At 69.0% G+C, this 22,928-nt stretch carries 19 protein-coding genes and 1 pseudogene; 9 read left to right on the forward strand and 11 right to left on the reverse strand.

Annotated elements, in window-relative coordinates; genetic code table 11:
* Positions 1–208: 208 nt before the first annotated feature.
* Positions 209–1,213 (reverse strand): 2-hydroxyacid dehydrogenase, encoded by a 1,005-nt coding sequence (locus LOKHON_RS07950; protein ID WP_017929139.1) that lies wholly within the window; start codon positions 1,211–1,213, stop codon positions 209–211.
* Positions 1,214–1,448: 235 nt separating this feature from the next.
* On the opposite strand from LOKHON_RS07950, the gene fnrL reads away from it, so the two are divergent.
* Positions 1,449–2,174, forward strand: a complete 726-nt coding sequence (fnrL, locus tag LOKHON_RS07955; protein WP_026147550.1) for a transcriptional regulator FnrL — start codon at positions 1,449–1,451, stop codon at positions 2,172–2,174.
* Positions 2,175–2,236: 62 nt separating this feature from the next.
* A pseudogene (locus LOKHON_RS07960) lies at positions 2,237–3,210 on the forward strand (zinc-dependent alcohol dehydrogenase family protein).
* 32 nt (positions 3,211–3,242) lie between these two features.
* On the opposite strand, the gene LOKHON_RS07965 reads toward LOKHON_RS07960, so the two are convergent.
* The gene (locus tag LOKHON_RS07965; protein WP_017929136.1) at positions 3,243–5,942 is read right to left on the reverse strand and encodes a cation-translocating P-type ATPase; all 2,700 of its coding nucleotides are present in this window, start codon (positions 5,940–5,942) and stop codon (positions 3,243–3,245) included.
* On the opposite strand from LOKHON_RS07965, the gene LOKHON_RS07970 reads away from it, so the two are divergent.
* From LOKHON_RS07970 to LOKHON_RS16090, 5 genes are all read left to right on the forward strand, one after another.
* Positions 5,941–6,675, forward strand: a complete 735-nt coding sequence (locus tag LOKHON_RS07970; RefSeq protein WP_211266221.1) for an Hsp20/alpha crystallin family protein — start codon at positions 5,941–5,943, stop codon at positions 6,673–6,675. The genes LOKHON_RS07965 and LOKHON_RS07970 overlap by 2 nt on opposite strands.
* A 149-nt stretch (positions 6,676–6,824) precedes the next feature.
* Positions 6,825–7,778 (forward strand): 1-phosphofructokinase family hexose kinase, encoded by a 954-nt coding sequence (locus LOKHON_RS07975; RefSeq protein WP_017929134.1) that lies wholly within the window; start codon positions 6,825–6,827, stop codon positions 7,776–7,778.
* A gap of 202 nt (positions 7,779–7,980) precedes the next feature.
* Positions 7,981–9,936, forward strand: coding sequence for an ATP-dependent zinc metalloprotease FtsH (gene ftsH, locus LOKHON_RS07980; RefSeq protein ID WP_017929133.1), 1,956 nt, complete (start codon positions 7,981–7,983; stop codon positions 9,934–9,936).
* Between the two features lie 105 nt (positions 9,937–10,041).
* The gene (locus tag LOKHON_RS07985; protein ID WP_017929132.1) at positions 10,042–10,503 is read left to right on the forward strand and encodes a DUF2267 domain-containing protein; all 462 of its coding nucleotides are present in this window, start codon (positions 10,042–10,044) and stop codon (positions 10,501–10,503) included.
* Positions 10,504–10,662: 159 nt separating this feature from the next.
* A complete protein-coding gene (locus LOKHON_RS16090) occupies positions 10,663–10,830 on the forward strand; it encodes a hypothetical protein (protein ID WP_017929131.1) in 168 nt (55 codons plus the stop codon).
* Positions 10,831–10,906: 76 nt separating this feature from the next.
* Here LOKHON_RS16090 and LOKHON_RS07990 read toward each other — a convergent pair whose 3' ends face one another.
* Positions 10,907–11,641, reverse strand: coding sequence for a VIT1/CCC1 transporter family protein (locus LOKHON_RS07990; RefSeq protein WP_245631442.1), 735 nt, complete (start codon positions 11,639–11,641; stop codon positions 10,907–10,909).
* 2 nt (positions 11,642–11,643) lie between these two features.
* Positions 11,644–12,057 (reverse strand): c-type cytochrome, encoded by a 414-nt coding sequence (locus tag LOKHON_RS07995; protein ID WP_017929129.1) that lies wholly within the window; start codon positions 12,055–12,057, stop codon positions 11,644–11,646.
* A gap of 140 nt (positions 12,058–12,197) precedes the next feature.
* Between LOKHON_RS07995 and LOKHON_RS08000 the strand changes: the two genes are divergently transcribed.
* A complete protein-coding gene (locus LOKHON_RS08000; protein WP_017929128.1) occupies positions 12,198–13,052 on the forward strand; it encodes a universal stress protein in 855 nt (284 codons plus the stop codon).
* 14 nt (positions 13,053–13,066) lie between these two features.
* A complete protein-coding gene (locus tag LOKHON_RS08005) occupies positions 13,067–13,894 on the forward strand; it encodes a universal stress protein (protein WP_017929127.1) in 828 nt (275 codons plus the stop codon).
* Between the two features lie 2 nt (positions 13,895–13,896).
* Here LOKHON_RS08005 and LOKHON_RS08010 read toward each other — a convergent pair whose 3' ends face one another.
* The 7 genes from LOKHON_RS08010 to LOKHON_RS08040 form a co-directional block, all read right to left on the reverse strand.
* Entirely contained in the window at positions 13,897–14,520 is a 624-nt protein-coding gene (locus LOKHON_RS08010) for an ABC-type transport auxiliary lipoprotein family protein (protein ID WP_017929126.1), read from the reverse strand.
* Between the two features lie 10 nt (positions 14,521–14,530).
* Complete coding sequence (locus LOKHON_RS08015) at positions 14,531–16,249, reverse strand: MlaD family protein (protein WP_017929125.1); 1,719 nt, start codon at positions 16,247–16,249, stop codon at positions 14,531–14,533.
* 3 nt (positions 16,250–16,252) lie between these two features.
* The gene (locus tag LOKHON_RS08020; RefSeq protein WP_033315587.1) at positions 16,253–17,029 is read right to left on the reverse strand and encodes an ABC transporter ATP-binding protein; all 777 of its coding nucleotides are present in this window, start codon (positions 17,027–17,029) and stop codon (positions 16,253–16,255) included.
* 14 nt (positions 17,030–17,043) lie between these two features.
* Positions 17,044–18,156, reverse strand: a complete 1,113-nt coding sequence (locus tag LOKHON_RS08025; RefSeq protein ID WP_110549251.1) for an ABC transporter permease — start codon at positions 18,154–18,156, stop codon at positions 17,044–17,046.
* 260 nt (positions 18,157–18,416) lie between these two features.
* Positions 18,417–19,628, reverse strand: coding sequence for an efflux RND transporter periplasmic adaptor subunit (locus LOKHON_RS08030; RefSeq protein ID WP_017929122.1), 1,212 nt, complete (start codon positions 19,626–19,628; stop codon positions 18,417–18,419).
* Positions 19,629–19,632: 4 nt separating this feature from the next.
* On the reverse strand, positions 19,633–22,002 hold the full coding sequence (locus tag LOKHON_RS08035) for an ABC transporter permease (protein ID WP_017929121.1): 2,370 nt from the start codon (positions 22,000–22,002) through the stop codon (positions 19,633–19,635).
* Entirely contained in the window at positions 21,996–22,784 is a 789-nt protein-coding gene (locus tag LOKHON_RS08040) for an ABC transporter ATP-binding protein (protein ID WP_017929120.1), read from the reverse strand. The genes LOKHON_RS08035 and LOKHON_RS08040 overlap by 7 nt, the downstream gene beginning before the upstream one ends.
* Positions 22,785–22,928 lie beyond the last annotated feature (144 nt).

The following is a 22,928-nucleotide window of genomic DNA, read 5'->3' on the forward strand; positions in this document are numbered from 1 at the left end:
CGTCGGTCGGTTGCGATGCGTGCTAGCTTCCCCGGATTTCGCTCTTCGCGCCTTGCGCCAGATCAATCGTGGCTACGTCCAGCCGGGGCGCCTCGGGGTTAGGGGCGAATCCGGAGGCCTTCGATCTCATTCGACCCCATGATCTGCGCGGGCCGATCGACAGGTGTTTCGGACGGAAGGCAGGGCAGGCGCCTCCGGTTCGGCCCATTTACATTTGCCGATCGGGAACGGGGTGGAGAGCGGCGCCGTCGCACTCAAAGGCGGTGATGTTCGCGAGGGTGGTTTCGGCGATGGCGGTGAGCGCTTCGGTCGTGAAGAACCCTTGATGGCCGGTGATCAGCACGTTGGGAAAGGTCAGCAGCCGTGCGAAGACGTCGTCGGGGATGATCCGGTCCGACAGGTCTTCGAAGAAAAGCTCCCCTTCTTCCTCGTAGACGTCGAGGCCGAGGCTTCCGATCCTGCCGCTCTTGAGTCCACGGATGACCGCGCTTGTGTCGATCACGGCGCCGCGGCTGGTGTTGATCAACATGACCCCGGTCTTCATCCGGGCAACCGCCCGGTCATCGACGAGGTGATGCGTCCGTTCGGTCAGCGGGCATTGAAGCGTGATGATGTCACTGGCCGAGAGAAGAGGCGCGATGTCGAGATACGCGACGCCACGGGCGAGGCAATCCGGATCGGGCTTCGGGTCATGCGCGATGACCCGGCAACCGAAGCCCAGCAGGATCTGCGCGAGGACCGATCCGATCCGCCCAGTGCCTATGACACCGACCGTCTTGCCGTACAGATCGAAGCCCATCAGCCCGTCGAGCTCGAAATTGCCCTCCCGCACCCGGGCCCAAGCGCGGTGCGTCTTGCGATTCAGGGTTAGGATCAATGCGAGGGTATGCTCGGCGACCGCGTGCGGGGAGTAGGAGGGCACGAAGCATACCTCGATGCCGACGGATCTGGCCGCCGCGAGATCGACGTGATTATAGCCGGCGCTGCGAAGCGCCACCAGCCGCACACCGGCTGCCGCGAGACCCTCGAGCACCGGCCGGCCGAGCCTGTCATTCACGAAGGCGCAGATCGCCTCCGCGCCTTGCGCGAGAGCCATGGTACCGGTGGCGAGCCTCGCCGCATGGAAATGCAGGTGGTGCCCGGCCTGCGCCGTGTTGGCCCTCGTCAGGAACGAGATGTCATACGGCTTGGCCGAAAAGATGGCGACATGCACGATCTGCTCTCCTTGCCCGGACATCTTGATGAAGGCCGTCGGTAGTGGATCTGACCTAGCATAGCATGAGCCCTTCATTCGGATGGAGGGCACGGGCCGGGCCGCTCTCGGGATGCCGCGTGCCGAGGGAGGATGGGTAAATGGCGCCGCATGCGGGATGCCGGGCTGAGTAGCCTCGCGCTACTTCTCTTCGCCATTCGGTGGTAACCTTGAGCTGCCAACAAGGAGACCCGGAATGACTCCTCTATTGAACCTGCGCTGCGCCGATTGCGGGATCCGTCACCGGGCCGTCTGCGCGCGGTGCGACGAGGCCGAGTTGGCTCGGCTTGAGGAGATGAAATACTATCGCCGCTACGAAGCCGGGCAGATGATCGTCTGGGCCGGCGACGAGCTGAGCTTCGTGGGGTCGGTGGTTTCGGGCATCGCTACCATGTCGCAGACGCTCGAGGATGGGCGGGTGCAGATGGTAGGGCTGCTGCTGCCATCGGACTTCATCGGTCGGCCGGGCCGCGATACGGCGCCCTACGACGTGACCGCCGCGAGCGACATGACCCTGTGCTGCTTTCGCCGCGTGCCGTTCGAGCGGCTGCTCGCCGAGATGCCGCATGTCGCGGGACGGCTCCTTGAGATGACGCTCGACGAGCTGGATGCCGCGCGGGACTGGATGATGGTGCTGGGTCGCAAGACCGCGCGCGAGCGGATCGCCAGCCTGCTCGTGTCGGTCGCCCGGCGCGAGGCGAGCTTCGATCTCGTACCGCGCACCCGCGACATCCGACTCGACCTGCCGCTGACGCGCGAGGCGATGTCGGAATATCTCGGCCTCACCATCGAGACGGTGAGCCGCCAGATCAGCCAGCTTGGCCGCGAAGGGGTGATCGTGCTCGATGACAAGCGGCGCATCCTGATCCCGGATCTCGACCGGCTCCTTGCCGAGACGGGGAACGACGCGAACGTGGCCTAGCGCGACCTGCGATCATATGGCCTTGCGGCAGAGGAACGCTCATGACCGTTCGAATGCGTGCGATGGTTCTGGAGCGGCAGAGCGCGCCGCTCGAATGGCGCGAGGTGGAGCGGCCCCGGCCCGGGGCGGGCGAGATCGGCCTTAAGGTCGAGGCCTGCGGCGTCTGCCGGACCGATTTGCACATTCTCGACGGTGAACTGGCGGACCCGGTCCTGCCCCTCATTCCGGGCATGAGATCGTCGGGCAGGTCGATGCGCTGGGTCCGGGTGTGACGGCCCCTGAAATCGGACAAAGGGTCGGGGTCGGCTGGCTCGGGCGCAGCTGCGGACGCTGTAGCTATTGCGAGGCGGATCGCGAGAACCTCTGCGATGCCCCGGTCTTCACCGGCTATACGCGCGACGGCGGCTATGCCGAGCATTGCGTGGCCGATGCCCGCTTCGTGTTTTCGCTGCCGAACGAGGCCGATCCCGTGGCGCTTGCGCCGCTGCTCTGTGCCGGTCTGATCGGCTACAGAACGCTGCGGCTGGCCGGCCCCGCCCGGCGGATCGGGATCTACGGCTTCGGCGCGGCGGCGCATCTGTTGTGCCAGCTCTGCACGTCGCAAGGGCAGGAGGTCTACGCCTTCACCCGGCCAAGCGACACGCAGGCGCAGGCCTTCGCGCGCGAACTCGGTGCGGTCTGGGCCGGGGAATCCGGTAGCTCGCCTCCGGTGCCGCTCGACGTGGCGCTGATCTTCGCCCCGGTGGGGGCCTTGGTGCCACTGGCGCTCAGGGCGCTGCGCAAGGGGGGCACGGTGGTTTGCGGCGGCATCCACATGAGCGACATTCCCGCCTTTCCCTATGCCGATCTGTGGGAGGAGCGGGTGATCCGGTCTGTCGCCAACTTGACGCGCGCCGACGGACGCGAATTCCTCGAACGCGCCGCCACCGCGGGTATTGAGACCCGCGCCATTGCCTACCCGCTGCGATCTGCGAACGAGGCGCTGGAGGATCTGCGGTCCGGGCGGCTGCAAGGGGCGGCGGTGCTCGTGCCCTGAGCCGGGCTTGGTTCGGACAGATCGACCATGGATCAACCCTGCGCCGCGCGCGAGCGAAGCCCTGCCCAGCGTCGACGCAGCAGCTTCTCGGCTTCGAGCACGAGCAGAAGCGTGACGCCGATCCCGAAGACAACAACGCCGTCTGCGAAGGTCACAGGCTGGCTGCCGAACACGGCCTGCAATGGCGGGGCGTAGGTGAAGAGAAGCTGCGCCGCGATCGCCAAGGCCACGCCGAACCAGACGGCGCGGGTGCCAAGGAGCCCGGTCCGGGTCATCGACGCCATATGCAGGTAGCGCACCGAGAAGAGGTAGAAGATCTCCATCACCACCAGCAGGTCGACGGAGAGCGTCCGGGCATAGGCGAGGCTTTCGCCGCGTGAAGCGATCCAGGCGGAAAGGCCGAACACGGCGAGGCCGAACAGCACCGAGACCAGCACCACGCGCCAGATCATCTCGCCGTCGAGCAGCGCCGCGCCGGGGCGGCGCGGCGGGCGGCGCATGACGCCCTGCTCGGGCGGCTCGAAGGCCAGCGTCAGTCCCAACGCCACGGCCGTCACCATGTTGATCCACAGGATCTGGATCGGGGTGATCGGCAGCGGCAGTCCGATCAGGATCGCGAGGATGATGACCAGCGCCTCGCCACCATTGGTGGGCAGGTTCCATGCGATCACCTTGCGGATGTTGTCATGGATGGTCCGGCCCTCGCGCACGGCGGCAACGATCGAGGCGAAGTTGTCGTCGGTCAGCACGACGCGCGCGGCCTCCTTGGCGGCTTCGGTGCCCTTGATCCCCATGGCGATCCCGGCATCGGCGCGCTTCAGCGCGGGCGCATCGTTCACGCCGTCGCCGGTCATCGCCACGACATGGGCCTCGGCCTGCAGCGCCTTGACCAGCCGCAGCTTGTGCTCGGGAGCGGCGCGGGCAAAGACGTTGGTGTCGCGCGCCATGCGACGGAGTTCGGTATCGTCCGCGGCCTCGATCTCGCGCCCGGTCACGGCCCCGCCGCGGGTGTCGAGGCCCAGCTCCTGCGCCACCGCCAGCGCGGTCAGGGCGTGATCCCCGGTGATCATCTTCACAGCGATGCCGGCGCGATGGCAATCCGCCGCCGCCGACACGGCTTCGGGCCGGGCGGGGTCGATGAACCCCGCGAGACCGAGCAGCGTCAGCCCGGTGACGTCGGCATGGCCGATCTCGCGTAGGTCGGAGGTGGGTTTGGTCGCGAAGGCGAGCACGCGGTACCCGCTGGCCGCGAGCGCCTCGATCCGCCCCGCCCAAGCTGCGTGGTCGATCGGCGCCGGACCCGAAGGCCCGACCTGTTTCGTGCAATGCGGCAACAGCCGGTCGGGCGCGCCCTTGACGTGAAGCATGGCTTCGTCAGCCTCGCCGACCAGCACGGCCATGTAGCTCCAAGCGGCATCGAAAGGGATCTCATGCCTGCGGTGATGCGCGGCGCGTTCGGCCTCCGCATCGAGACCCGCCTTGACCGCGAGCGCCAGCAGCGCGCCCTCCATCGGATCGCCCTCGATCCGCCAGCCGGAGCCGTCCTCGCGCAGATGCGCATCGTTGCAGAGCAGACCGGTGCGCGCCAGCGCAGTGACGGCCGCTTGGTCGCCCTCGACCTTGCCGAAGGGCGCGTAGCCCTCGCCGCCGATCTGCGCTGCGGCGGCGACTGGGTCGGTCACGACACGCCGCACCACCATCTCGTTGAGGGTCAGCGTGCCGGTCTTGTCGGTGCAGATCACCGTCACGGCGCCCAGCGTCTCGACCGCCGGGAGCCGCCGCACGATGGCGCGCCGCGCCGCCATGCGCTGCACGCCCAGCGCCAGCGCGATGGTGATTACCGCAGGCAAACCTTCCGGAATTGCGGCCACGGCCATGCCGACCATGGCGAGGAACGCGTCTTCCCGGGAGTATCCGCCGAAGCCGACCGCGTAGCCGAAGACAAGCAGGCAGACTCCAAGAATGACCGTCGTCAGTCGCCGCGCGAAGCGGTCGATCTGGCGCAGCAGCGGCGTCGCCGTCGTCTCGACCCCACCGAGCAGCGCACCGATCCGGCCGATCTCGCTGCGTGACCCGGTGGCGAAAACCACGCCGGTGCCGCGCCCGGCGGCCACTAGAGTTCCGGAGAAGGCCACGGAACGACGATCGCCGAGCGAGGCGTCCGGCGCGACCGGATCGATGCCCTTGTCGACGGCGGCGGATTCTCCGGTGAGCGCGGCCTCCTGCGTTCGCAGCCCACGCGCCTCGATCAATCGCAGATCGGCCGGGACCCGGTCGCCGGGTTCCAGAAGCACGATGTCGCCCGGCACCAGCTCGGCGGCGTGAATGCTGTCTCGTCGGCCCTCGCGGCGCACCGATGCGGTCTCCGACAGCAGCCGGCGCACCCCGGCCAGAGCGTTTTCGGCGCGGCCTTCCTGCCAGAAGCCGATCGCCGCATTCAGTATCACCACGGCGAGGATGACGCCCGAGTCGGTCCAGTGGCCGAGCAGTGCGGTGATTGCGCCCGCGGCGACCAGCACGAGGATCAGCAGGTTCTCGAACTGCCCGCGCAACCGGGCGAGCAGGCTCCGACCGGGTGGTTCGGGCAGGCGGTTCGGGCCGTGCCGCTGCAATCGCAGCGCCGCCTCCGATTGCGACAGCCCGTCCGGTCCCACATCGGCCTGTGCCAGAGCCTGTTCGGCATCCAGCGCATGCCAGAGGGCCGTTGCGTTCGCCGCGTCCTGCGGGGGCATGGAAGTCATCGCGTCCTGCATCCTGACGGGCCGCCGATCCGGCCGACGGCAGTGGCAGGATATGCGGGTCCGGGCCGCGTGTCGCTTGCGCCAGATCAAGGCGGGGGACCGAAAACGGGTCTTCCATGCAGGCGCGCGTGTCGCTCTTGCACGCTGCAACACCGGGAGAACGAACATGGCGACCAAGAACCAGAAAGTCGAAGTCAACAAGGATCCGGCAAAGCAGACGGTGGAGCCGGGTGCGATGGTGCAGAAGAAGCCCTCGGATTCATGGGAGCCCTTCGCATCGCTGCGCGAGGAGATGGACCGGCTGTTCGATGAGTTCAGCCCGGCCTTCTGGCGGATGCCGCTGGCCCGGCAGGCCTTCGGACCGATCCGGGAGGCGCGCGGTCACGTGCAGGTGAGCCCGGCCGTCGATTTCGTCGAGCGCGAGGACGCCTTCGAGATGCAGGCCGAGCTGCCGGGCCTGACCGCCGAGGATGTCGAGGTCAAGCTCTCGGACGGCAAGGTGACCATCCGGGGCCAGAAGAGCGCCAGCCGGGATGAGAGAAACAACGAGTATCATCTCAGCGAACGCAGCTATGGGGCCTTCATGCGCAGCTTCGGACTGCCCAAGGGGATCGACGAGGACAAGGTCGAAGCCCGCTTTGCCAACGGGGTGCTGACGGTCCGGCTGCCGAAAAGCCAAGACGCGATGCGCCATGAGAAGCGCGTGTCGATCAAGACCTCCTGAGCCCATGACCCGCAGGGCCGGTCGGAGCGCCGAGGCCGAACCGACCGGCCCGATGGCTGAACCGTGCCGCGAAGGGTGTTAGGATACGGATCATCCCGCCCCGCCGCGGGGCTGCCCCGATGGGGGGACGGCCTGACGAAGAGCTACTGATGCGCCCGATCCTGACGCTGACCCTGAACCCCGCGCTCGATCTCGCGACCGAGACCGGGGCGCTGCTGCCCGGCCGCAAGCTGCGTTGCACCGCGCCGAGGCTCGACCCCGGCGGTGGCGGCGTGAACGTGTCGCGCGCGATCGCCCGGCTCGGCCGGGCTTCGACCGCCATGATCGCGCTAGGCGGCGCGACCGGCGACACGATCGCGGCGCTTCTCGCGGCCGAAGGCATCGAGATCGCGGTGCTGCCGCTGCCGGGCCTGACCCGGCAATCCGTCGCCGTCACCGCCCGCGACACCGGGGCGCAATACCGCCTCGTGATGCCCGGACCGGATTGGCCGGCCGAGGCGACCGTCCGGCTGTTCGGGGAGCTTTCGAACCGGATTGGCTCCGACCATGTCGTCGTAGTGTCCGGCAGCCTGCCGCCGGGATTGCCGGGAGCCACGCTCGTGCAGCTGGCGGGATTGTGCCACGAGCGCGACGCGGAGATGTTTCTCGATACGTCCGGACCGGCATTGTCCGAAGCATTGAGGGGGACAGATGGCCCGCCCTTCGACCTGCTTCGGACCGATGGGGAGGAGGCCGGGCAGCTCGCGGGGCGCGACTTCGAAGATCCAGGAGACTTGGCTAGCTTCGGTCGCCACCTGATCGACACCGGCCGGGCTCGGCAGGTGGTCATGGCGCTCGGGGCGCGCGGCACGGTGGGCGTGACCGCGACGGAGGCGTTCTTCTGTCACGCGCCCGAGGTCGAGCTGGTCAGCGCGGTCGGGGCGGGGGACAGCCTGCTGGGCGCCGTCGCGCTGGCGCTGGCGCAAGGACAGACCTTCCGAACCAGCGTCCGCGCTGGAACCGCCGCCGCGGCGGCGGCCGTGACCACGCCCGCCACCCAGCTTTGCGACGGCGCGCTGGCGCGGCGGCTGGTGGGCGAGGTGGAGGTCTCCGATCTGGCCTGATCGGAGGCCGCAAGGGTTCGATTTTCGTATACCGGCCTTTTCCCGTGACGGTGCCAGTATCGCCCGGGCCGGCCTGCGGGGCCTTGATTTGCAACCAGCCCGCGCCGGTGGGGCCGCGTGCATCGGTTTGACCTGTGTCAAGGTCGGGGAAGCGGTCATCCGGTAGGCCTGCCCCGTAACCTCATGCGCAGGGAGACCCGCGATGACCGACAAGGGCGAGCGCTCTCCGGACACCGGCCCGGGCTGGCCCCCCGGCAATCAGTGGCTATGGATCGGGGCCTTCTGGGCGCTGCTGATACTCGGCTCGATCTGGTTCCTGCCAGACACGGCGCCCGAAGAGATCTCCTACAGCGAGGTCAAGCGCATGATCCAGGCCGGCGACGTCACCAGCGCCGAACTGCAGGAGCATGGCATCACCGTTGCGATCACCCAGACCACGGGCGACGGCGAGACGCTGTATCGGGCCGTGACGCCGACGCAGGGAGATCCCGAGCTCCTTCCCCTGCTTGAGCGTCAGCGTGTCGAAGTGAGCGCCAAGGCGCCACGGGACATCTCGTTGCTGGGCCTGTTGTTGCCATGGGTCGTCATCCTCGGGGTGTATTTCTGGCTGCAGCGCCGACTGATCGGGCGCATGGCCGGCGGCCTCGGCCCGGGGGCGGGGGGCTTCGGCCCGGGCGGGCTGCTGGGCGGCCGATTTACCAAGCCGAGCCAACCGGCGCAGAAGGTCACGTTCGACGACGTGGCCGGGCAGGATCAGGCCAAGCGCGAGGTGGCCGAGCTGGTCGAGTTCCTGCGCGACACGGACCGGTTCCAGCGCTTGGGGGCGGAGGTGCCGCATGGCGTCCTGCTGGTCGGGCCGCCGGGCACCGGCAAGACGCTTCTGGCCAAGGCGCTGGCCGGTGAGGCCGACGTGCCCTTCTTCTCGACCTCGGGCTCCGAGTTCATCGAGATCTTCGTCGGCGTGGGCGCAGGCCGGGTGCGCAAGATGTTCGAGGCCGCAAGGGCCGCCGCGCCTGCGGTGATCTTCATCGACGAACTCGACAGCATCGGCCGGACCCGCGGCACCGGGCTGGGCGGCGGGCATGACGAACGCGAGCAGACGCTGAACCAGATCCTCGCCGAACTCGACGGCTTCGGCGGGCGCGAGGCGGTCGTGGTCTTGGCGGCCACCAACAGGCCGGACGTGCTCGACCCGGCGCTGTTGCGGCCGGGCCGCTTCGATCGGCATGTCACGCTCGAACTGCCGGACCGGGCCGCGCGGCGCGCGATCCTCGCCATCCATGCCAAGCGCCTGCCCTTGACGAACGAGGGTGATCTCGACGCGATCGCGGCCGGCACGCCGGGCTTCTCGGGCGCGGATCTCAAGAACCTGCTCAACGAAGCGGCGATCATGGCGGCGCGGCGCAGCGGGACCGGTATCACCCGGGCCGATCTGGACGAGGCGCGCGACAAGGTGATGATGGGCACGGTGCGCTCGCTGGCGATCCGCCCGGAGGAGCGGCACAGGCTCGCGGTCCACGAGGCCGGGCACACCGCCGTGGCCTTCTACACGCCCGGCGCCGATCCGCTGTTCAAGGTGACGATCATCCCGCGCGGCCGCGCGCTGGGCGGCACACATATGCTGCCCGAGGCTGAGCGGCACACGCTCGACGAAGCCTATCTGCGCGGGCAGCTCGTCACCATGCTCGGGGGACGGGCCGCCGAGCGGACCTTGCTCGGCTCGGTCAGCTCCGGAGCCGACGACGACATCCGCCGGGCCACCGGGCTGGCCCGCGCCATGATCGCGCGTTGGGGTATGGACGAGGCGCTCGGGCCAATCGATCTGAAGCAGAGCGAGGATCATCCCTTCATCGGCCAGTCCATCGCGCAGCCGCGCAGCCATGCCGACGAGACGGCGGCCCGGGTCGACCGGGCGGTGATGGCGCTGCTCAAGGACGCGGAGCGACAGGCAACGGCGATCCTCGAGGCGCACCGCCCGGACATCGACGCTCTGGTCGAAGCTCTGGAGGCGCGGGAAACCTTGGACGCCGACGAAATCCGACGCTGTCTCGACCCGGACGCCAAGTCGGCCGGCATCGACCCGGTCTCCGCCAACCCGGACAGCGTCCCTGAGGTGAAGCGCAACGTCGCCGCGGCCGGAAGGAGCGGCGCCGCTTGAGCGGCCCCTCCGGGGATCGATCGGTGGAGGCTTGATCCGGATCAAGGCCCGACCCGCCTTCGAGGAGGATGCTGGGAGTCATCCAGACATCGAGGGGAGGTTGTCATGACCACGACGGGAATTACGGCGCTGGATCACGGGCCGCAGGTGGTGGCCGAGTGGTTGAACGAGATCTGCCGGGAGCTCGACTGGGCCGGCCGGAAGCCGCGCGCCTACATGCTGCTCCGCGCGACGCTGCACACGCTACGAGATTTCCTGCCACTCGACGAGGCGGTCGATCTCTCGGCTCAGCTCCCGGTTATGGTGCGAGGCATCTACTTCGAGGGCTGGGACCCTTCGAAGACCGTGCCACGCCCACGCGACAAGACCGAATTTCTCGACAGGATCGAGGCGCACTTTACCAAGGAGGCTCTGGACGATCCGGAAGCGGCGGTCTGCGCCGTCTTCGGATTGCTAAGACGCCGGACATCTACCGGCGAGATCGAGGATGTCGCCCATGCCATGCACAAGTCATTGCGCGAGTTGTGGGAGATGTCGAACCACCGGGTCGCGATGGGCGGGGTCTAGATCGCCGTCGGACGGACCTGAACGGTGCAGGGCGGAAGGCCGGTAGCTGCAAGCCCATGCTGTTCCGCACCGCCGAACGCGAGAGGATGCTTCGCGGTACGATCGCGATCCGTCCTGATCCGGAAGACATTCGGCCCGCCGATCGCCTACGACGACGGCGTGACCATCGCGCGCGAGGTCGAACTTCCGGACCCGGAGGAAAACCTCGGCGCTCAGCTCCCGAAGCAGGCGGCCATCAAGACCGGAGAAGCGGTCGGTGACGGCGCCAGCATTGCCACGATCTTCGCACAGGCCATCTTGGCCGACGGCATCCACCGAAAGCCATGATGACAGACGTCTCGACACCCGCATCCAAGAAGCGGCCGCCTGCCGCGTTCGGGCTGCGACAGGCCCGGCGTCTCGATCAGACGGCGCGAAACATCGCGCCGACGACATACGCGATCAAAGCCGCCATCCCGCCGATCAGCAACGTCTCGGCAGCCGAGCGCCACCATGGCGCAAGCGACCAGCGGCTCTTGAGCGCACCGATCGAGAAGAAGGTCGCGGCGGTCATGCCGATCGACAGGCCGAAGGCCGTGTCAAAGCCCAGCGCAAAGGGGGCGAGGGGCACCAGGCCGGCCATCAGGAACGCCGTGAAGGTCACCAACGCGGCGGGCAGGGGCGCCGGGATCTTGGGGCTGAGCCCGTATTCATCGACCAGCATCAGTTCGATCCACGCGCGACGGTTGCCCGAGATGGCGGTCACGGCGCGTTCCAGAACCGATCCGTCGAGACCCTTGGCGGCGAGGATCTGGCGGATCTCCTCGCGTTCGCCTTCGGGGTAGAGATCGATATGGCGCTCCTCGATGGCCCTGAGCCGGGCCGCGTCGTCGCGCTCGGCCTTGGTGCCGGAGTAGTTGCCCGCCGCCATCGAGAATCCGTCGGCCAACAGATTGGCGGCGCCCAGCGCGAGTATGATCGCGGGCGACAGCCCGGCGCCCTGCACCCCCGCGACGATGGCGAAGGTGGTCACCGCCCCGTCCATTGCCCCGTAGATCGCATCCTTCAGGTGCCCGCCATGCCTGGAGCGCGCCAGACGTTGCGCGATTTCGGCGCTGCCGTGGCCGTGGTCGGCCGGGGGGCTGCCGAAACCCAGCACGGTCAGCCCGTGACCTGGATGGTCTCGAGCCAGTGGATCAGGTCGGTGATCGACTGGCTGGTCAGCACCGGCTGGCCGGACTGGGTCGAAAGCGTGCCGAAATCGGTGTCGAAGACCGGCCCGAAGACCGGCATGTCTCCGCCATGGCCGGGCAGGGGATCGCGGCCATCGATCTGCCGCGTGGCGCTCGCGATCGGAAAGCTGCCGCCGTTTTGTTCGGACAGCCGTGTCAGGTCCGGCGGCGCGCGCTTGAGCATCTCCGCGAAGGGTCCGTCGCCGCGTGCCTCCGGGCCGTGGCAGGATTGGCAGAACACCATGTAGAGATCGTGACCGGCCTCGATCGAGAGCGGGTCCTCCACGTCCTGGGCCTGCGCCGCCCCGGCGATGAGCAGGATGATGGGAAGAAACGGTCGCATGTTCGGCTCCTGTGTTGCGGACCCAGCTTCGCCGGGGACCGCGCCGTTCACCTTGACCTGCATCAAGGCCGTTTGAGGGGGTTCGAACCAGAGTGGGCGGCAGCAGGGACGATGTTCGTCGCCTCAGGGAGGTCTCCGGAATGGAACGGATACTGGTCGCGACGGATCTGACGGCGCAGGGCGCCCGCGCCGTGCGCCGGGCGGCGATGCTCGCCGAGGCGCTGGGCGCAGAGTTGGAAATCCTGCATGTCCTGCGCGACGACCTGCCGGCCGACCTGCGGATCGAGTTCGAGCGCGTGGCAGGTGGACGGCTCGCGGCGGATGTGGGCGCCTTGCGCCTCAGGCTGGAGGACCGTGTCCGGAGCCGCCTCGAGTTCGGCACGCCTTGGATGGCGATCCTCGACGCCGCCTCTGACGCGGACCTGCTGGTCATGGGGGCGCATCGTCACGCCGGGATCGCGGACCTGTTCCGCGGGACCACCGTGGAACGCGTGGCCAAGGCCTGTGACACGCCGCTGCTTGTCGTTCGGGGCGATCCGGTGACGCCATACGCTTCGCTGCTGGCGGCCACCGATTTCTCGCTTGCCGCACGCGCCGCGCTCGAGGAAGCGCTACGTCTCGCCCCGAATGCGGCGACCTGTCTGCTGCATGCCTATGGTGTGCCGTTCCGCTTCCTGCTCGGGGGCGAAAGCCGACGTTCGTTGCTGCAGGCCGAGCGCCAACGCCAACGCAAGGCCGCGGAGCGCGACATGGAGACCTTTCTCGGCGGTCTGGAGGCGCGGCTGGCAGATGCGGAGCATGCCTTCGTCGATGACACGCCCGAGGCCGCGATCCGCACCGCGCTCGCGCGCGCGCCTGCGGGCCTGCTGGCCGTCGGCACTCATGCCCGGCCAAGGCTGTCAGAGGCGCTCTTGGGCAGCGTGGCGCGCGGCCTGATGGCGGACCCGCCCTGCGACCTGCTTGCCGTGCCGCCGCCGTTCCGGACCACCGGCTAGAAGGAGACCCAGCTATGACCATCAGGACCATCGCCCTGTGCTTCACCGACCCCGCCCAGGCCGAGACGCTCGCGCAGGCAGGGGCGGCGCTGGCCCGCGAAAAGGGCGCGCATCTGCTCGGGCTCTACGTGTTGCCCGATCCGCAGATATATCCGGCGGTGTCGCTGCACATCACGGGGGAGATCCTATCCCAGATCCGGGACCGCCAGCGCGCCGCCGCCCTCGAGGTGCAGGCCCGGTTCGAGGCGCGCCTCGACGCCGAAGGGGTCGTCGGCGAATGGCGCTGTCTCGAGGCGAAATACATTCCGCCCGTCGAGCGGATGGTCGAAAGCGTGCGCGCCGCCGATCTTGTGATGGTCGGGCGCCCCGATGGCGATCGTGCCGGCCACGGCGAGGAGGAGATCATCCGCGCCTCTGGCCGGCCGGTGCTGATGATCCCGCCGGGCTGGGAACCCGCGCCGCTGGGCCGGGCCGCGGTGATCGGCTGGAGCGAGACTCGCGAGGCCGCGCGCGCGGCGCATGACGCCGTGGATCTGCTTGAGGATGGCGCGGAGGTGACGCTGCTCAGCATCGCCAAGCAGCCCGAAAACGACGAGCACCACTACCCGGCTCAGGACATGGCCACGATGCTGAGCCGACACGGCCTGTCCGCGACGGTCGTGCATCGCGCCGCCGGGCAATCGAAGATCAGCGAGATCCTCGAGCGCGAGGCGTTCCGGACCGGGGCGGGCGTGATCGTCACCGGGGCCTTCGGCCATTCGCGCGCCTATGACTTCGTGCTCGGCACCGTGACATGGAGCCTGCTGCGGGGCGCCAAGAGGCCTGTGCTGTTTTCCAAGTGATGTCAGCTTCCGGGGCGGATCGCACCCAAGATCCAACTGGTGAACTCTTTCAGGGCATTGCGCGTGGCCCTGTCGAACGCCGCCGCAAGCGTCGGGGTGTCGGTCGAGGTCACCTCGACCGTGGCTTCGATCCGGCGCGTGGCGACGACCATCGCATCGCTTTCGCGAACGAGCCGGACCAGCATGCCGATCTCGACCTGCGCTTCATCCGGAGCGAAGGACTCGGCGTGGAAGTTCACGATCTCGGTCAGCACCGCGTAGTCGCCGCCGATCCCGAGCGGCCGGCGCCCGGCATAGCGCAGGGCGCCGCTGTCGTTCAGGCTGCGGACCATGAGAGTCTGCATAATCTCGGGCACCGGGTCGGCCCACCGCGCGTCGGGCAGGTACTGGGCCCTGAGCGGGTCCGGGCGGACCATGATCCGGTCGGTCGTGAGGCTTCCGCTGGCCTCGGGTCGCTCGACGATCACGTCGAGCGGCAGCGGGGCGGCGGCGGTGGCCACGATCTCGGGCGGGCGGAGATCGTAGACCTCGAGCGGCGTCGAGGCCCGGTCCAAGACATCCAGCGCACCGCAGCCCGAGAGCAGCAATACCAGCCCCAAGCCGGGCACGTCATGACCCCACCGCATCGCATGTCCTTCATCTGCGGAAGGCGGGGGCCCGGTCGTCCAGCAGGAAACGGGCGGGATCCCGATCCATCCGGCCGACCATGCGGTCGATGTTCCCGACGAGGCTGCGCGCTTCCTGTGCCAGCCGAGCATAGCCCGGCAGCGCCTCGTTCGTGAAGCCGTCCAACGCGGCCCCCGAGCGCGCCACCGTTGCGCCGAGCGTCTCGAACGCAGTGGCCGCGGCCCGGCTCGCGAGACGAAGGTCCTGGCCGATCCCCGGCAGTTCGGCGGCCACGGTGCCGACCGCGATCTCGAGCTCCGTCGCGGTGCGCCGGATATCCGCGACCAGGGGCGCGATCTCCTGCTCGGCGATCCTTGCCGTTTCCGCGAAGGTGCGGTCGACCGAGGCGAAGGCGGCTTCGCCTTGCTGCATGGCGGCCTCGAAGGAGCGCATGGCCTCCTGTGCGGTCGCGAGCCCGTCCGCCGCCCCTGTGACGAGGGTTTCAGCCGAACGGGCAAGCCGCCCGGCGCTGGCCGCGGTCTCTGCGATGTTGGGGCCCAGCCGGGTCGCGAGGTCGTTCACCGCGCGCCCGGTGCCGCGCAGTTCCGACAGGGCAGGCGCAAGCTCCTCCTCGACCAGACGATCAAGCCGCGCGACGAGGTCGGCGGAATTGCGGGACAGGAGCGCGATCTCGCTGTCGGCAACGATCTCGAATGCCTTGGCGGCGCGCTCGACAGCGCCCGTCGCGGCGCCGAACCGGGCCAGCACGTCCTCCGCGCCTGCCAACAGGTCTGCGGTCTCGTCGATCCGGGCGCGCGCCGCGTCCCCGGCGGCGGCGAGCGTCTCGATCATGCGCCGCGCCTCGGGCCCCAGTATCGCGATTTCCGCGCGAAGCGCCTCCAGCGTCGACTGCAAGGCCGCGCCGGCATTGCGTACCTCCCCGGTCATGAAGCGGTTGGCCTCTACGGCGAGTTCTTCGGCGGCCTGCAATGTCGCGGAGCCCTGCCGCATCGTTTCCGCGGTGTTGCCCGCCAATACATCGATCTCGTCCAAGGTGGCGTTGGCTCGGTCGGACAGGCGTGACAGCCGCGTCGCAAGGTCCTCCCAGGCATCGTTGAAGCGCCGGGCCTCGGCCGTGATGCCGGTGATCGCCCCGGTCGTGCCGGACAGGTCTTCGAGCGAGTCCGCAAGCGCGGCCGTCGCACGATCGCTGTTCTCGAGGATCCGCGCAACGCGGTCACGGTTCGCGTCATCGAGCAGCGCATCGAGCCGCTGCATGACCGAGAGCGCCTCCTCCAGCAGCTCCGGCGCACCGCGCGTGAGCGATTGCAGCATCGAGGGTCCGGCAGCGATGCGGGGGAGCAGGGCGCCCTGATCGGCTGTGAGCAACGGCGCATCGGGCGAACCCGCTTCGATCGCGACATAGGACACGCCGGTCACGCCCAGAGCCTCGATCCGGGCGATGCTGTCTTGCCGGACCGGCGTATCGGCCTGCACCTGCACCACAACGAGAATGGTGCCCGATCGGTCAGGTGCGAGCGCGAGATCGGTGACCTGCCCGACCAACAGCCCGCCGAAACGGACCTCCGAGGCGCGGCCGAGCCCGGAGACGCTTTCGAACTCGATCTCGTAGGTTGCGAATTGCCGGTCCAGCTCGATCCGGGCGAACCAAAGCAGGAAGGCGAGAATGCCGAGCAGGCCCGCGAGGGTGAAGGCGCCGACGAGCACGTAGTTGGCCTTGGTTTCCATGTGTCACCTCGCTTGCGGCGCGTTCGGGCTGGTCTTGCGGGCGGCTCGTCCCCGAGGCCCGTGGAAATAGTCGCGCACCCAAGGGTGCTCGACCGCCAGCATCTCATCGAGTGTGCCCGTCGCGAGAACGCGCCGCTCGGCCAGCACGGCGACGCGGTCGCACAGGGCGTAGAGCGTATCGAGATCGTGGGTCACGAGGAACACGCTGAGCCCGAGCGCCTGCACGAGGTCGCGCATCAGCCGGTCGAAGGCCGAGGCACCGATCGGGTCGAGCCCTGCGGTCGGCTCGTCGAGAAAGACGATCTCGGGGTCGAGCGCGAGCGCGCGCGCGAGGCCCGCGCGCTTGCGCATCCCGCCCGAAAGCGCGGCCGGATAGGTCTCGGCCGCGTCGAGCGGCAGCCCGACCATGGCGATCTTGAGATCGGCCAGAGCACGGCGTGTGTCCGGGTCGAGCCCCTCGACGCCGCGCAGCGGCACCTCAACATTCTCGCGCAGAGTCAGGGAGGAGAACAGCGCCCCGTCCTGAAACATGACCCCCCATCGCGCCGCGAGCCCGGCGCGGCGATGCTCGTCGATCCCGGTCATCTCCTCGCCGAACACCGCGATCCGCCCGGCGTCGGGCCGCCGCAGGCCGACGATGCTGCGCAGCAGCACCGATTTACCCGTGCCGGAGCCGCCGACCACGCCCAGCACCTCGCCGCGTCGCATGTCGAGATCGAGCCCCTCATGCACGACATGGGATCCGAACCGGTTCTCCAGCCCGCGAATGCGGATCACCATGTCCTCGGCCCCGTTCACAGGCCGACCTGTGCGAAGAGGATCGAGAACAGCGCGTCGGTCACGATGACCGCGAAGATCGCGGTGACGACGGCGCTGGAGGTCATCCGTCCGAGCGATTCCGCGCTATGGCCGACCTGCATGCCGGCGCGGCAGCCAACGATGCCGATGATCAGCGCGAAGATCGGCGCCTTGACCAGCCCGACCACGACATGGATCGGCTCCACGCCCTCGATCAGGCGGGTGCGGAACATCGCGGGCGAGATGCCGAGCTCGGCCCATGACATGAGCGCACCGCCCAGCAGCCCGCTCAGATCCGCCACCAGCCCGAGGATCGGCAGCGTGATCACCAGCGCAAGGATGCGCGGCAGGATCAGCGCGTTCGCCGGGTCGATGCGCAGGGTCTGCATCGCGTCGATCTCCTCGCGCATCTTCATCGAGCCAATCGCGGCGGTAAAGGCCGAGGCGGTGCGCCCAGCGACGATGATCGCCGTGAGAAGGATGCCGAGTTCGCGCAGAATCGAGATAGCGATCAGCTCGACCACGAAGATCTCCGCGCCGAAAGGGCGCAGCTGCGTGGCCCCCTGATAGGCGAGCACGACGCCGATCAGGAACGCCATCAGCGCCACGATCGGCACCGCGCGTAGCCCGACTTCCTCGCAATGATGCACGAGCGAGGTCAGGTGAAACCCGCGCGGCCGCCTGAGTGCTCCGAGCAGCCGTGCTGTGAACACCCCGAGATAGTGCAGCAGGTCGCGCAGGAAGGCACCGGCGCTGACCATTCTTCTGCCCAGCCGCTCGAGCAATTCGTGCGCGGTAAGCAGGGGCCGGGTCGTCGTCTCGGTACGGGCGCGCTTCGCCCGCACCGTCTCGATGAGCGGCACGGCATGCGGAGGTATCGAGGCGAAGGTCAGCTCGACCCCTTCGGATCGGAGCCTGTCCTGCTCGGTCAACAACAGCCATGCTCCCGCGGTGTCGAGACGCTGCAGCCCCGACAGGTCCAGCCTCGTCTGGCGACCGAAGGTCATATTCCCGAAACGGCGGCGCGCCTGATCCAGTTCGGTGAGCCCGAGCGTGCCCAAGATCGCGATCTCCGACTGCCCGGCCACAGGTGTGATCTCAAGGCTCATCGCTGCGCGCATCGCAACCTAGGCGCGACCGTCGACATGATGATTGGAGGCTGCTTGCTGGCCGCGCCGTCCACGAAGAAGGGGACGTGTATGGCTGGAAGCGTGGTCCCGAGCATGGAGGTGCCTCTGAACAAAGAATGTGGTGAGCATCACCGTTCGTTCGAGGCGTTGCCCTGATCTGGATCAAGGCAAGGGAGACACGAGCCGATATGATGCTGCCCCGCGGCGGCGCTCTGCCTAGCGGGTCGGTGGCCATGGGGTCATTCACGGTCCGCTGCCCGGACCGCGACGCCCTCGGCGATCTTCTCGCCGGGATGCGCGATGACCACGTCACCGACCTTCAGCCCGTCGAGCACCTGCGCGGCCGTGTCGTTGCGCTGGCCGATCTCCAGCATGGCGCGGCGAGCGCGACCGTCCTCGACCACGAAGCTCGCCCAATCAGGACCGTGGCGGAACAGCGCGGCGATCGGCACCTGCAACTCGTCCGGCGACTGCCACAGCACGATGCGCAGGCGCAGGGCATAGCCGTCCCCGAGCCCGACGGGCGGTGCGTCGGGCGTGGTGAAGTCGAAGATCGCCTCGACCCGCTGCTCTTCGAGCCCGAGCGCCGAGACCTCTGTGCGCGCCGACGGCTCGATCCGGCGCAAGTGGGCAGGCGGCTCGCCCGCGCCACCCCAGCGCGCGACACGGGCGAGGGCGTCCTCGGGAAGGCGGACGGCATCGCGCGACAGCAGGTCCGCGACGATCTCCAGGTCGTTCGGATCGCCGATGTCGAGCAGCCGCTGGCCGGCGGCGACCGGCCGCGCGCTGAGCTGGTCGATGGCGAGGACGACGCCGCTGGCCGGGGCGCGGATCTCGACGCAGCAGCTGTCGCCATCGCCGGACCCGTCGCCGGGACCGATCAACGCGGCGCGGCTCCGGTCGAGCGCGCCCTGTGCCATGATGCGCGTCGACAGCGCCGTGTCGCGGGCGGCCTGCGCCACCCTGAGCGCCTGCGTCGCCTCCTCCAGCCGGTCGGCCGGGGCGGCGCCGCGCTCGACCAGCGTCCGGGCCTGGTCGTGGCGCGACTTGGCGTAGCTGAGCTCCTGCAGGGCCTGCTGCAGCTGGCTTTCGGCGGCGGCGAAGGCGGCTTGTGCCTCCTGCGTGGCGGCCTCGGCCTCGACCCGGCTGCGCCGGTCGAGCAGGCTGGGTTCGATCGGCTCGACCACGGCGACCAGAGTCTCGCCGGCCACCACCGCATCGCCGACCCGAACGGGCAGGCGCCGGGCGGTCCCCGCGATTGGCGCCGAGACCTCCCAGACCTCGCGGATCCGCGCCTTTCCTTCGACCTCGAGCGTGACCTCCATCGGGCCGCGCGCGATCGGCACCAGCTCGGCGGTGACGGGCAGCGGTCGAAACGCGACCCAAAGAAGGCTCGCGACGATCAGCGCCGGGATGGCGAACAGGACGATCAGGCGGATAGGGCGGGCCATGGTCTCATTCCCTCGTCTTGAGGACGTCCAGAAGATCCAGTTGGTCAAAACGCCGCCGGACCAGCAGCGCGGCGGCCAGGATCGCGGTCAGCGTCAGCAGGCTCGCGCGCGCGAAATTGGCCGGGGTCAGCACCAGCGGAACCCGGTAGAGGTCGCTGTCGAAGCCCGAGACCATGCCCTGCGCGATCAGCGCGCCGATCCCCCAGCCCAGCGGCTGCGCCAGCAGCGCCAGTACGGCGGTCTCGCCGAGCAGAATCGACGCCGCCTCGGTGCGGGTGAAGCCGAGGATGCGCAGGCTGGCCAGCTCGCGCGCCCGCTCCGAGAGCTGGATGCGGGCGCCATTATAGGCGACGCCGGCCGTGATCAGCCCGGAGATCGCCAGGAACAGGATCGTGTTCCAGCGGATGTTCTGCCGGATCGTCCCGCGGAAGCTGTCGCGGACCTCGGTCAGCATGACGCTCGCCGCCAGCGTCGGCAGCGTCTTGAGCTCCGCCTGGAACTCGGGCAATGCGGCGGGGTCCAGCGCCAGATGTAGGGCCGTGACCTGCGGTGCCCGGCCCAGCCGCGCCGCGAGCGCGTCGTGGTCCATATAGGCCCCAAGGCCGAGGTATTGGCGCGTCACCGCCACGACCGGCTCCCGGAAGTCGCGCTCCCGGTCCCCGGCGACCTCGACCTCGACGACGTCGCCCGGTCCGACCTGCAGCTGATCGGCCAGCTGGCGCGACAGCATCAGGGCCGTCTCCGGGGCGGCGACGACCCGGCCCTCGGTGTCGAGGATCCGGACCAGATCGCCGTCGGGGGGCTGGGCGGTGATCGAAAGGCGCTTGGACAAATGCCCGTTGCGCAGCGTCACGGCGAGATCGAACTGCGGCTCCACCCGGAGAACGCCTGGCAGGGCACGGGCCTGCAGAGCCGCCTTGGCCGGCGCTTCCGCGCCAAGGACCAGCGTCGCGTGCTGGCGGTTCGCCCGGTAGAAGGCGCTGTCCATCACCAGGTTCATCGCGTCGATCATGAAGCTGGAGGCCACGAGGATCGCCACCCCGGCGGAGAGCCCCAGCGTTGTCATCGCGGCACGTACCGGCCAGCGCAGCAGCCCGCGCAGCACCATCTTCGCCGGCTGCGACAGCCAGCGCCCGGCCGTCAGCCGGTCGAGCGGCCCCTTGCCGAAGTTCGGCGGCGCAGGCGGGGCCATCGCCACCGCCGGGGCCAGCCGCGCCGCGGTCAGCGCGGCCCGCGCGGCCCCGAGCCCGGCCGCCACCAAGGCCAGAAGCCCCGAAATCGCGTAGACGTCGAGACCATCCGGGCGGATCAACCACGGAAAATCGAAGAACCGGGCGTAGATCCGCGCCATGCCGCCCGCCAGCCAGCTTCCGGCGAGCCAGCCGATCGCGATGCCGATGCAGGCCACCAGTATCGCGAGAAGCAGGTAGTGCAGCGCGATCTCCGACTTGCGGTAGCCCACCGCCTTGAGCAGGCCGATCTCGGCGCGCTCCAACGCCACGATCCGGCCCAAGAGCATGTTCACGAGAAAGCCCGCGATCACGAAGAAGATCGGCGGCAGTATGACGGTCATGTTGCGCAGCTGGTCGAGTTCGGCGGCGATGAAGGCGTGGCTCGGATGCTGGTCGCGCAGGCGGACGCCGGTGCCGCCCCACGGGGCGAGCAGCGCATCGACCCGGTCCGCGACCTCCGCAGTGACGGCGGTCGCGTGCAGGGTTAGGGCGATGTCGTTGATGGCGCCCTCGAGGTCGAGCACCGCGCCGGCGGCCCGCTCCGGCATCCAGATGATCGCGAAGCCCGCATCGTCGGGCATCAGCCCGCCGGGGGGCAGGCTGTACAGGAATTCCGGGCTGCGCAGCGTGCCGGTGATCGTCAGATCGAGCCGCCGTCCATTAGCAATCGTCGCGAAGCCGTCGCCGGGGCGAAAGCCGTTGGCCTTCGCGAAGCGGTCGTTGACGGCGATCTCGTGGTCGCTGTCGGGGTCCGGCATCCGCCCCGAGACCAGCAGGGGCGCGTTCAGGAACGGCGCGCCGGCGGGCAGGGACAACAGCTGGCCCGAACCCGGCGCCGGCCGATCCGGCAGGTCGAGCGTGACCGGACCGACCCGTCGGGCCTCGGCCGAGCGGACGCCCTCGATCGCGCGTATCTCCTCGACCAGCGCGCCGGGCGCGCGGCGGACCGAGGCGAACATCTCGGCGAAGCGCTGGCGGCCGTAATAGTCGTCGAGCGTGGTTTCCAGAGCCCGGATCATGCCGAAGGCGGTCAGCAGGATCGCCACGCCGCAGGCCAGCACGAGCGCGATCGCCGCGACCTGGGACCACAGCCGGCGCAGGTCGCGAAGCAGCTTGCGGTCGATGGCGCGCGCTCTCACCATCGGATGCCCTCGGCTGCGACGCGGTCGGGGTTGCGTGCGATGTCGATGACCCGGCCATCCTGGAAACGGATCACCCGATGCGCCATGCGTTCGATGTCGGCGTTGTGGGTGATCACGAGGATGGTGGTCCCGAAACGGGCGTTGACCGCTTCGAGCGCCGACAGCACCGCGACCCCGGTGCGGCTGTCCAGCGCGCCGGTCGGCTCGTCGCAGAGCAGCACCTCGGGGCGCTTGGCGATGGCCCGCGCGATGGCGACGCGCTGCTGCTCGCCGCCCGAGAGCTGGGCGGGGAAGTGATCGAGCCGTGCGTCGAGCCCAACCAGCGACAGGGCCTCGGCGGCGGGCATGGGATCCATGGCGATGTCGGTGACCAGTTCGACGTTCTCGCGAGCGGTGAGGCTGGCCACGAGGTTGTAGAACTGGAACACGAAGCCGACATGGTCGCGCCGGTAGCGGGTAAGCTGCCGGTCGGTCATCGCGGTCAGCTCCATCTCCCTGAACCAAGCGGTCCCGCGCGTCGCGTGGTCCAGCCCGCCGAGAATATTGAGCAGGGTGGACTTGCCGCTCCCCGACGGCCCGAGAAGCACGACGAGCTCCTCGCTGGGCAATTCGAGATCGACGCCATCGAGCGCCCGGACCTCGTTCGGCCCTCCGGCGCCGTAGGTCTTGCTTAGTCCTCGGGTACGGAACGCGGCCGGGCTGTTCGTGCCTGCGTCATCGGTCGGCGGGCCAATCGTCGGCCGCCCCGAGAGGTTGCGTTGTCGGCCGCCGAGATGATCCATAGCCATCCAGGCCTCCTGTTCCGAGCGCGCTCCGAATCCTTTCTTGAGGGCGTCTGACGATCCCGTTCCGCCTCGCAGGCGTTTTGCCCGGCACGACGTCTCGGTCATCATGGGCGTCGCGATTGAACCAGTGTTTTGCCCCAT

This window comes from Limimaricola hongkongensis DSM 17492 (genome assembly GCF_000600975.2).
Taxonomy (GTDB): domain Bacteria; phylum Pseudomonadota; class Alphaproteobacteria; order Rhodobacterales; family Rhodobacteraceae; genus Limimaricola; species Limimaricola hongkongensis.

What these genes read in the sequence shown, in the direction of transcription:
- fnrL (WP_026147550.1), top strand. Translation starts at nt 1,449, where the DNA reads ATGACTCCTCTATTGAACCTGCGCTGCGCCGATTGCGGGATCCGTCAC.
- LOKHON_RS07970 (WP_211266221.1), top strand. Translation starts at nt 5,941, where the DNA reads ATGGAAGTCATCGCGTCCTGCATCCTGACGGGCCGCCGATCCGGCCGA.
- LOKHON_RS07965 (WP_017929136.1), bottom strand. Translation starts at nt 5,942, where the DNA reads ATGCCCCCGCAGGACGCGGCGAACGCAACGGCCCTCTGGCATGCGCTG.
- LOKHON_RS07975 (WP_017929134.1), top strand. Translation starts at nt 6,825, where the DNA reads ATGCGCCCGATCCTGACGCTGACCCTGAACCCCGCGCTCGATCTCGCG.
- ftsH (WP_017929133.1), top strand. Translation starts at nt 7,981, where the DNA reads ATGACCGACAAGGGCGAGCGCTCTCCGGACACCGGCCCGGGCTGGCCC.
- LOKHON_RS07985 (WP_017929132.1), top strand. Translation starts at nt 10,042, where the DNA reads ATGACCACGACGGGAATTACGGCGCTGGATCACGGGCCGCAGGTGGTG.
- LOKHON_RS07995 (WP_017929129.1), bottom strand. Translation starts at nt 12,057, where the DNA reads ATGCGACCGTTTCTTCCCATCATCCTGCTCATCGCCGGGGCGGCGCAG.
- LOKHON_RS08000 (WP_017929128.1), top strand. Translation starts at nt 12,198, where the DNA reads ATGGAACGGATACTGGTCGCGACGGATCTGACGGCGCAGGGCGCCCGC.
- LOKHON_RS08005 (WP_017929127.1), top strand. Translation starts at nt 13,067, where the DNA reads ATGACCATCAGGACCATCGCCCTGTGCTTCACCGACCCCGCCCAGGCC.
- LOKHON_RS08010 (WP_017929126.1), bottom strand. Translation starts at nt 14,520, where the DNA reads ATGCGGTGGGGTCATGACGTGCCCGGCTTGGGGCTGGTATTGCTGCTC.
- LOKHON_RS08015 (WP_017929125.1), bottom strand. Translation starts at nt 16,249, where the DNA reads ATGGAAACCAAGGCCAACTACGTGCTCGTCGGCGCCTTCACCCTCGCG.
- LOKHON_RS08020 (WP_033315587.1), bottom strand. Translation starts at nt 17,029, where the DNA reads ATGGTGATCCGCATTCGCGGGCTGGAGAACCGGTTCGGATCCCATGTC.
- LOKHON_RS08025 (WP_110549251.1), bottom strand. Translation starts at nt 18,156, where the DNA reads ATGAGCCTTGAGATCACACCTGTGGCCGGGCAGTCGGAGATCGCGATC.
- LOKHON_RS08030 (WP_017929122.1), bottom strand. Translation starts at nt 19,628, where the DNA reads ATGGCCCGCCCTATCCGCCTGATCGTCCTGTTCGCCATCCCGGCGCTG.
- LOKHON_RS08035 (WP_017929121.1), bottom strand. Translation starts at nt 22,002, where the DNA reads ATGGTGAGAGCGCGCGCCATCGACCGCAAGCTGCTTCGCGACCTGCGC.
- LOKHON_RS08040 (WP_017929120.1), bottom strand. Translation starts at nt 22,784, where the DNA reads ATGGATCATCTCGGCGGCCGACAACGCAACCTCTCGGGGCGGCCGACG.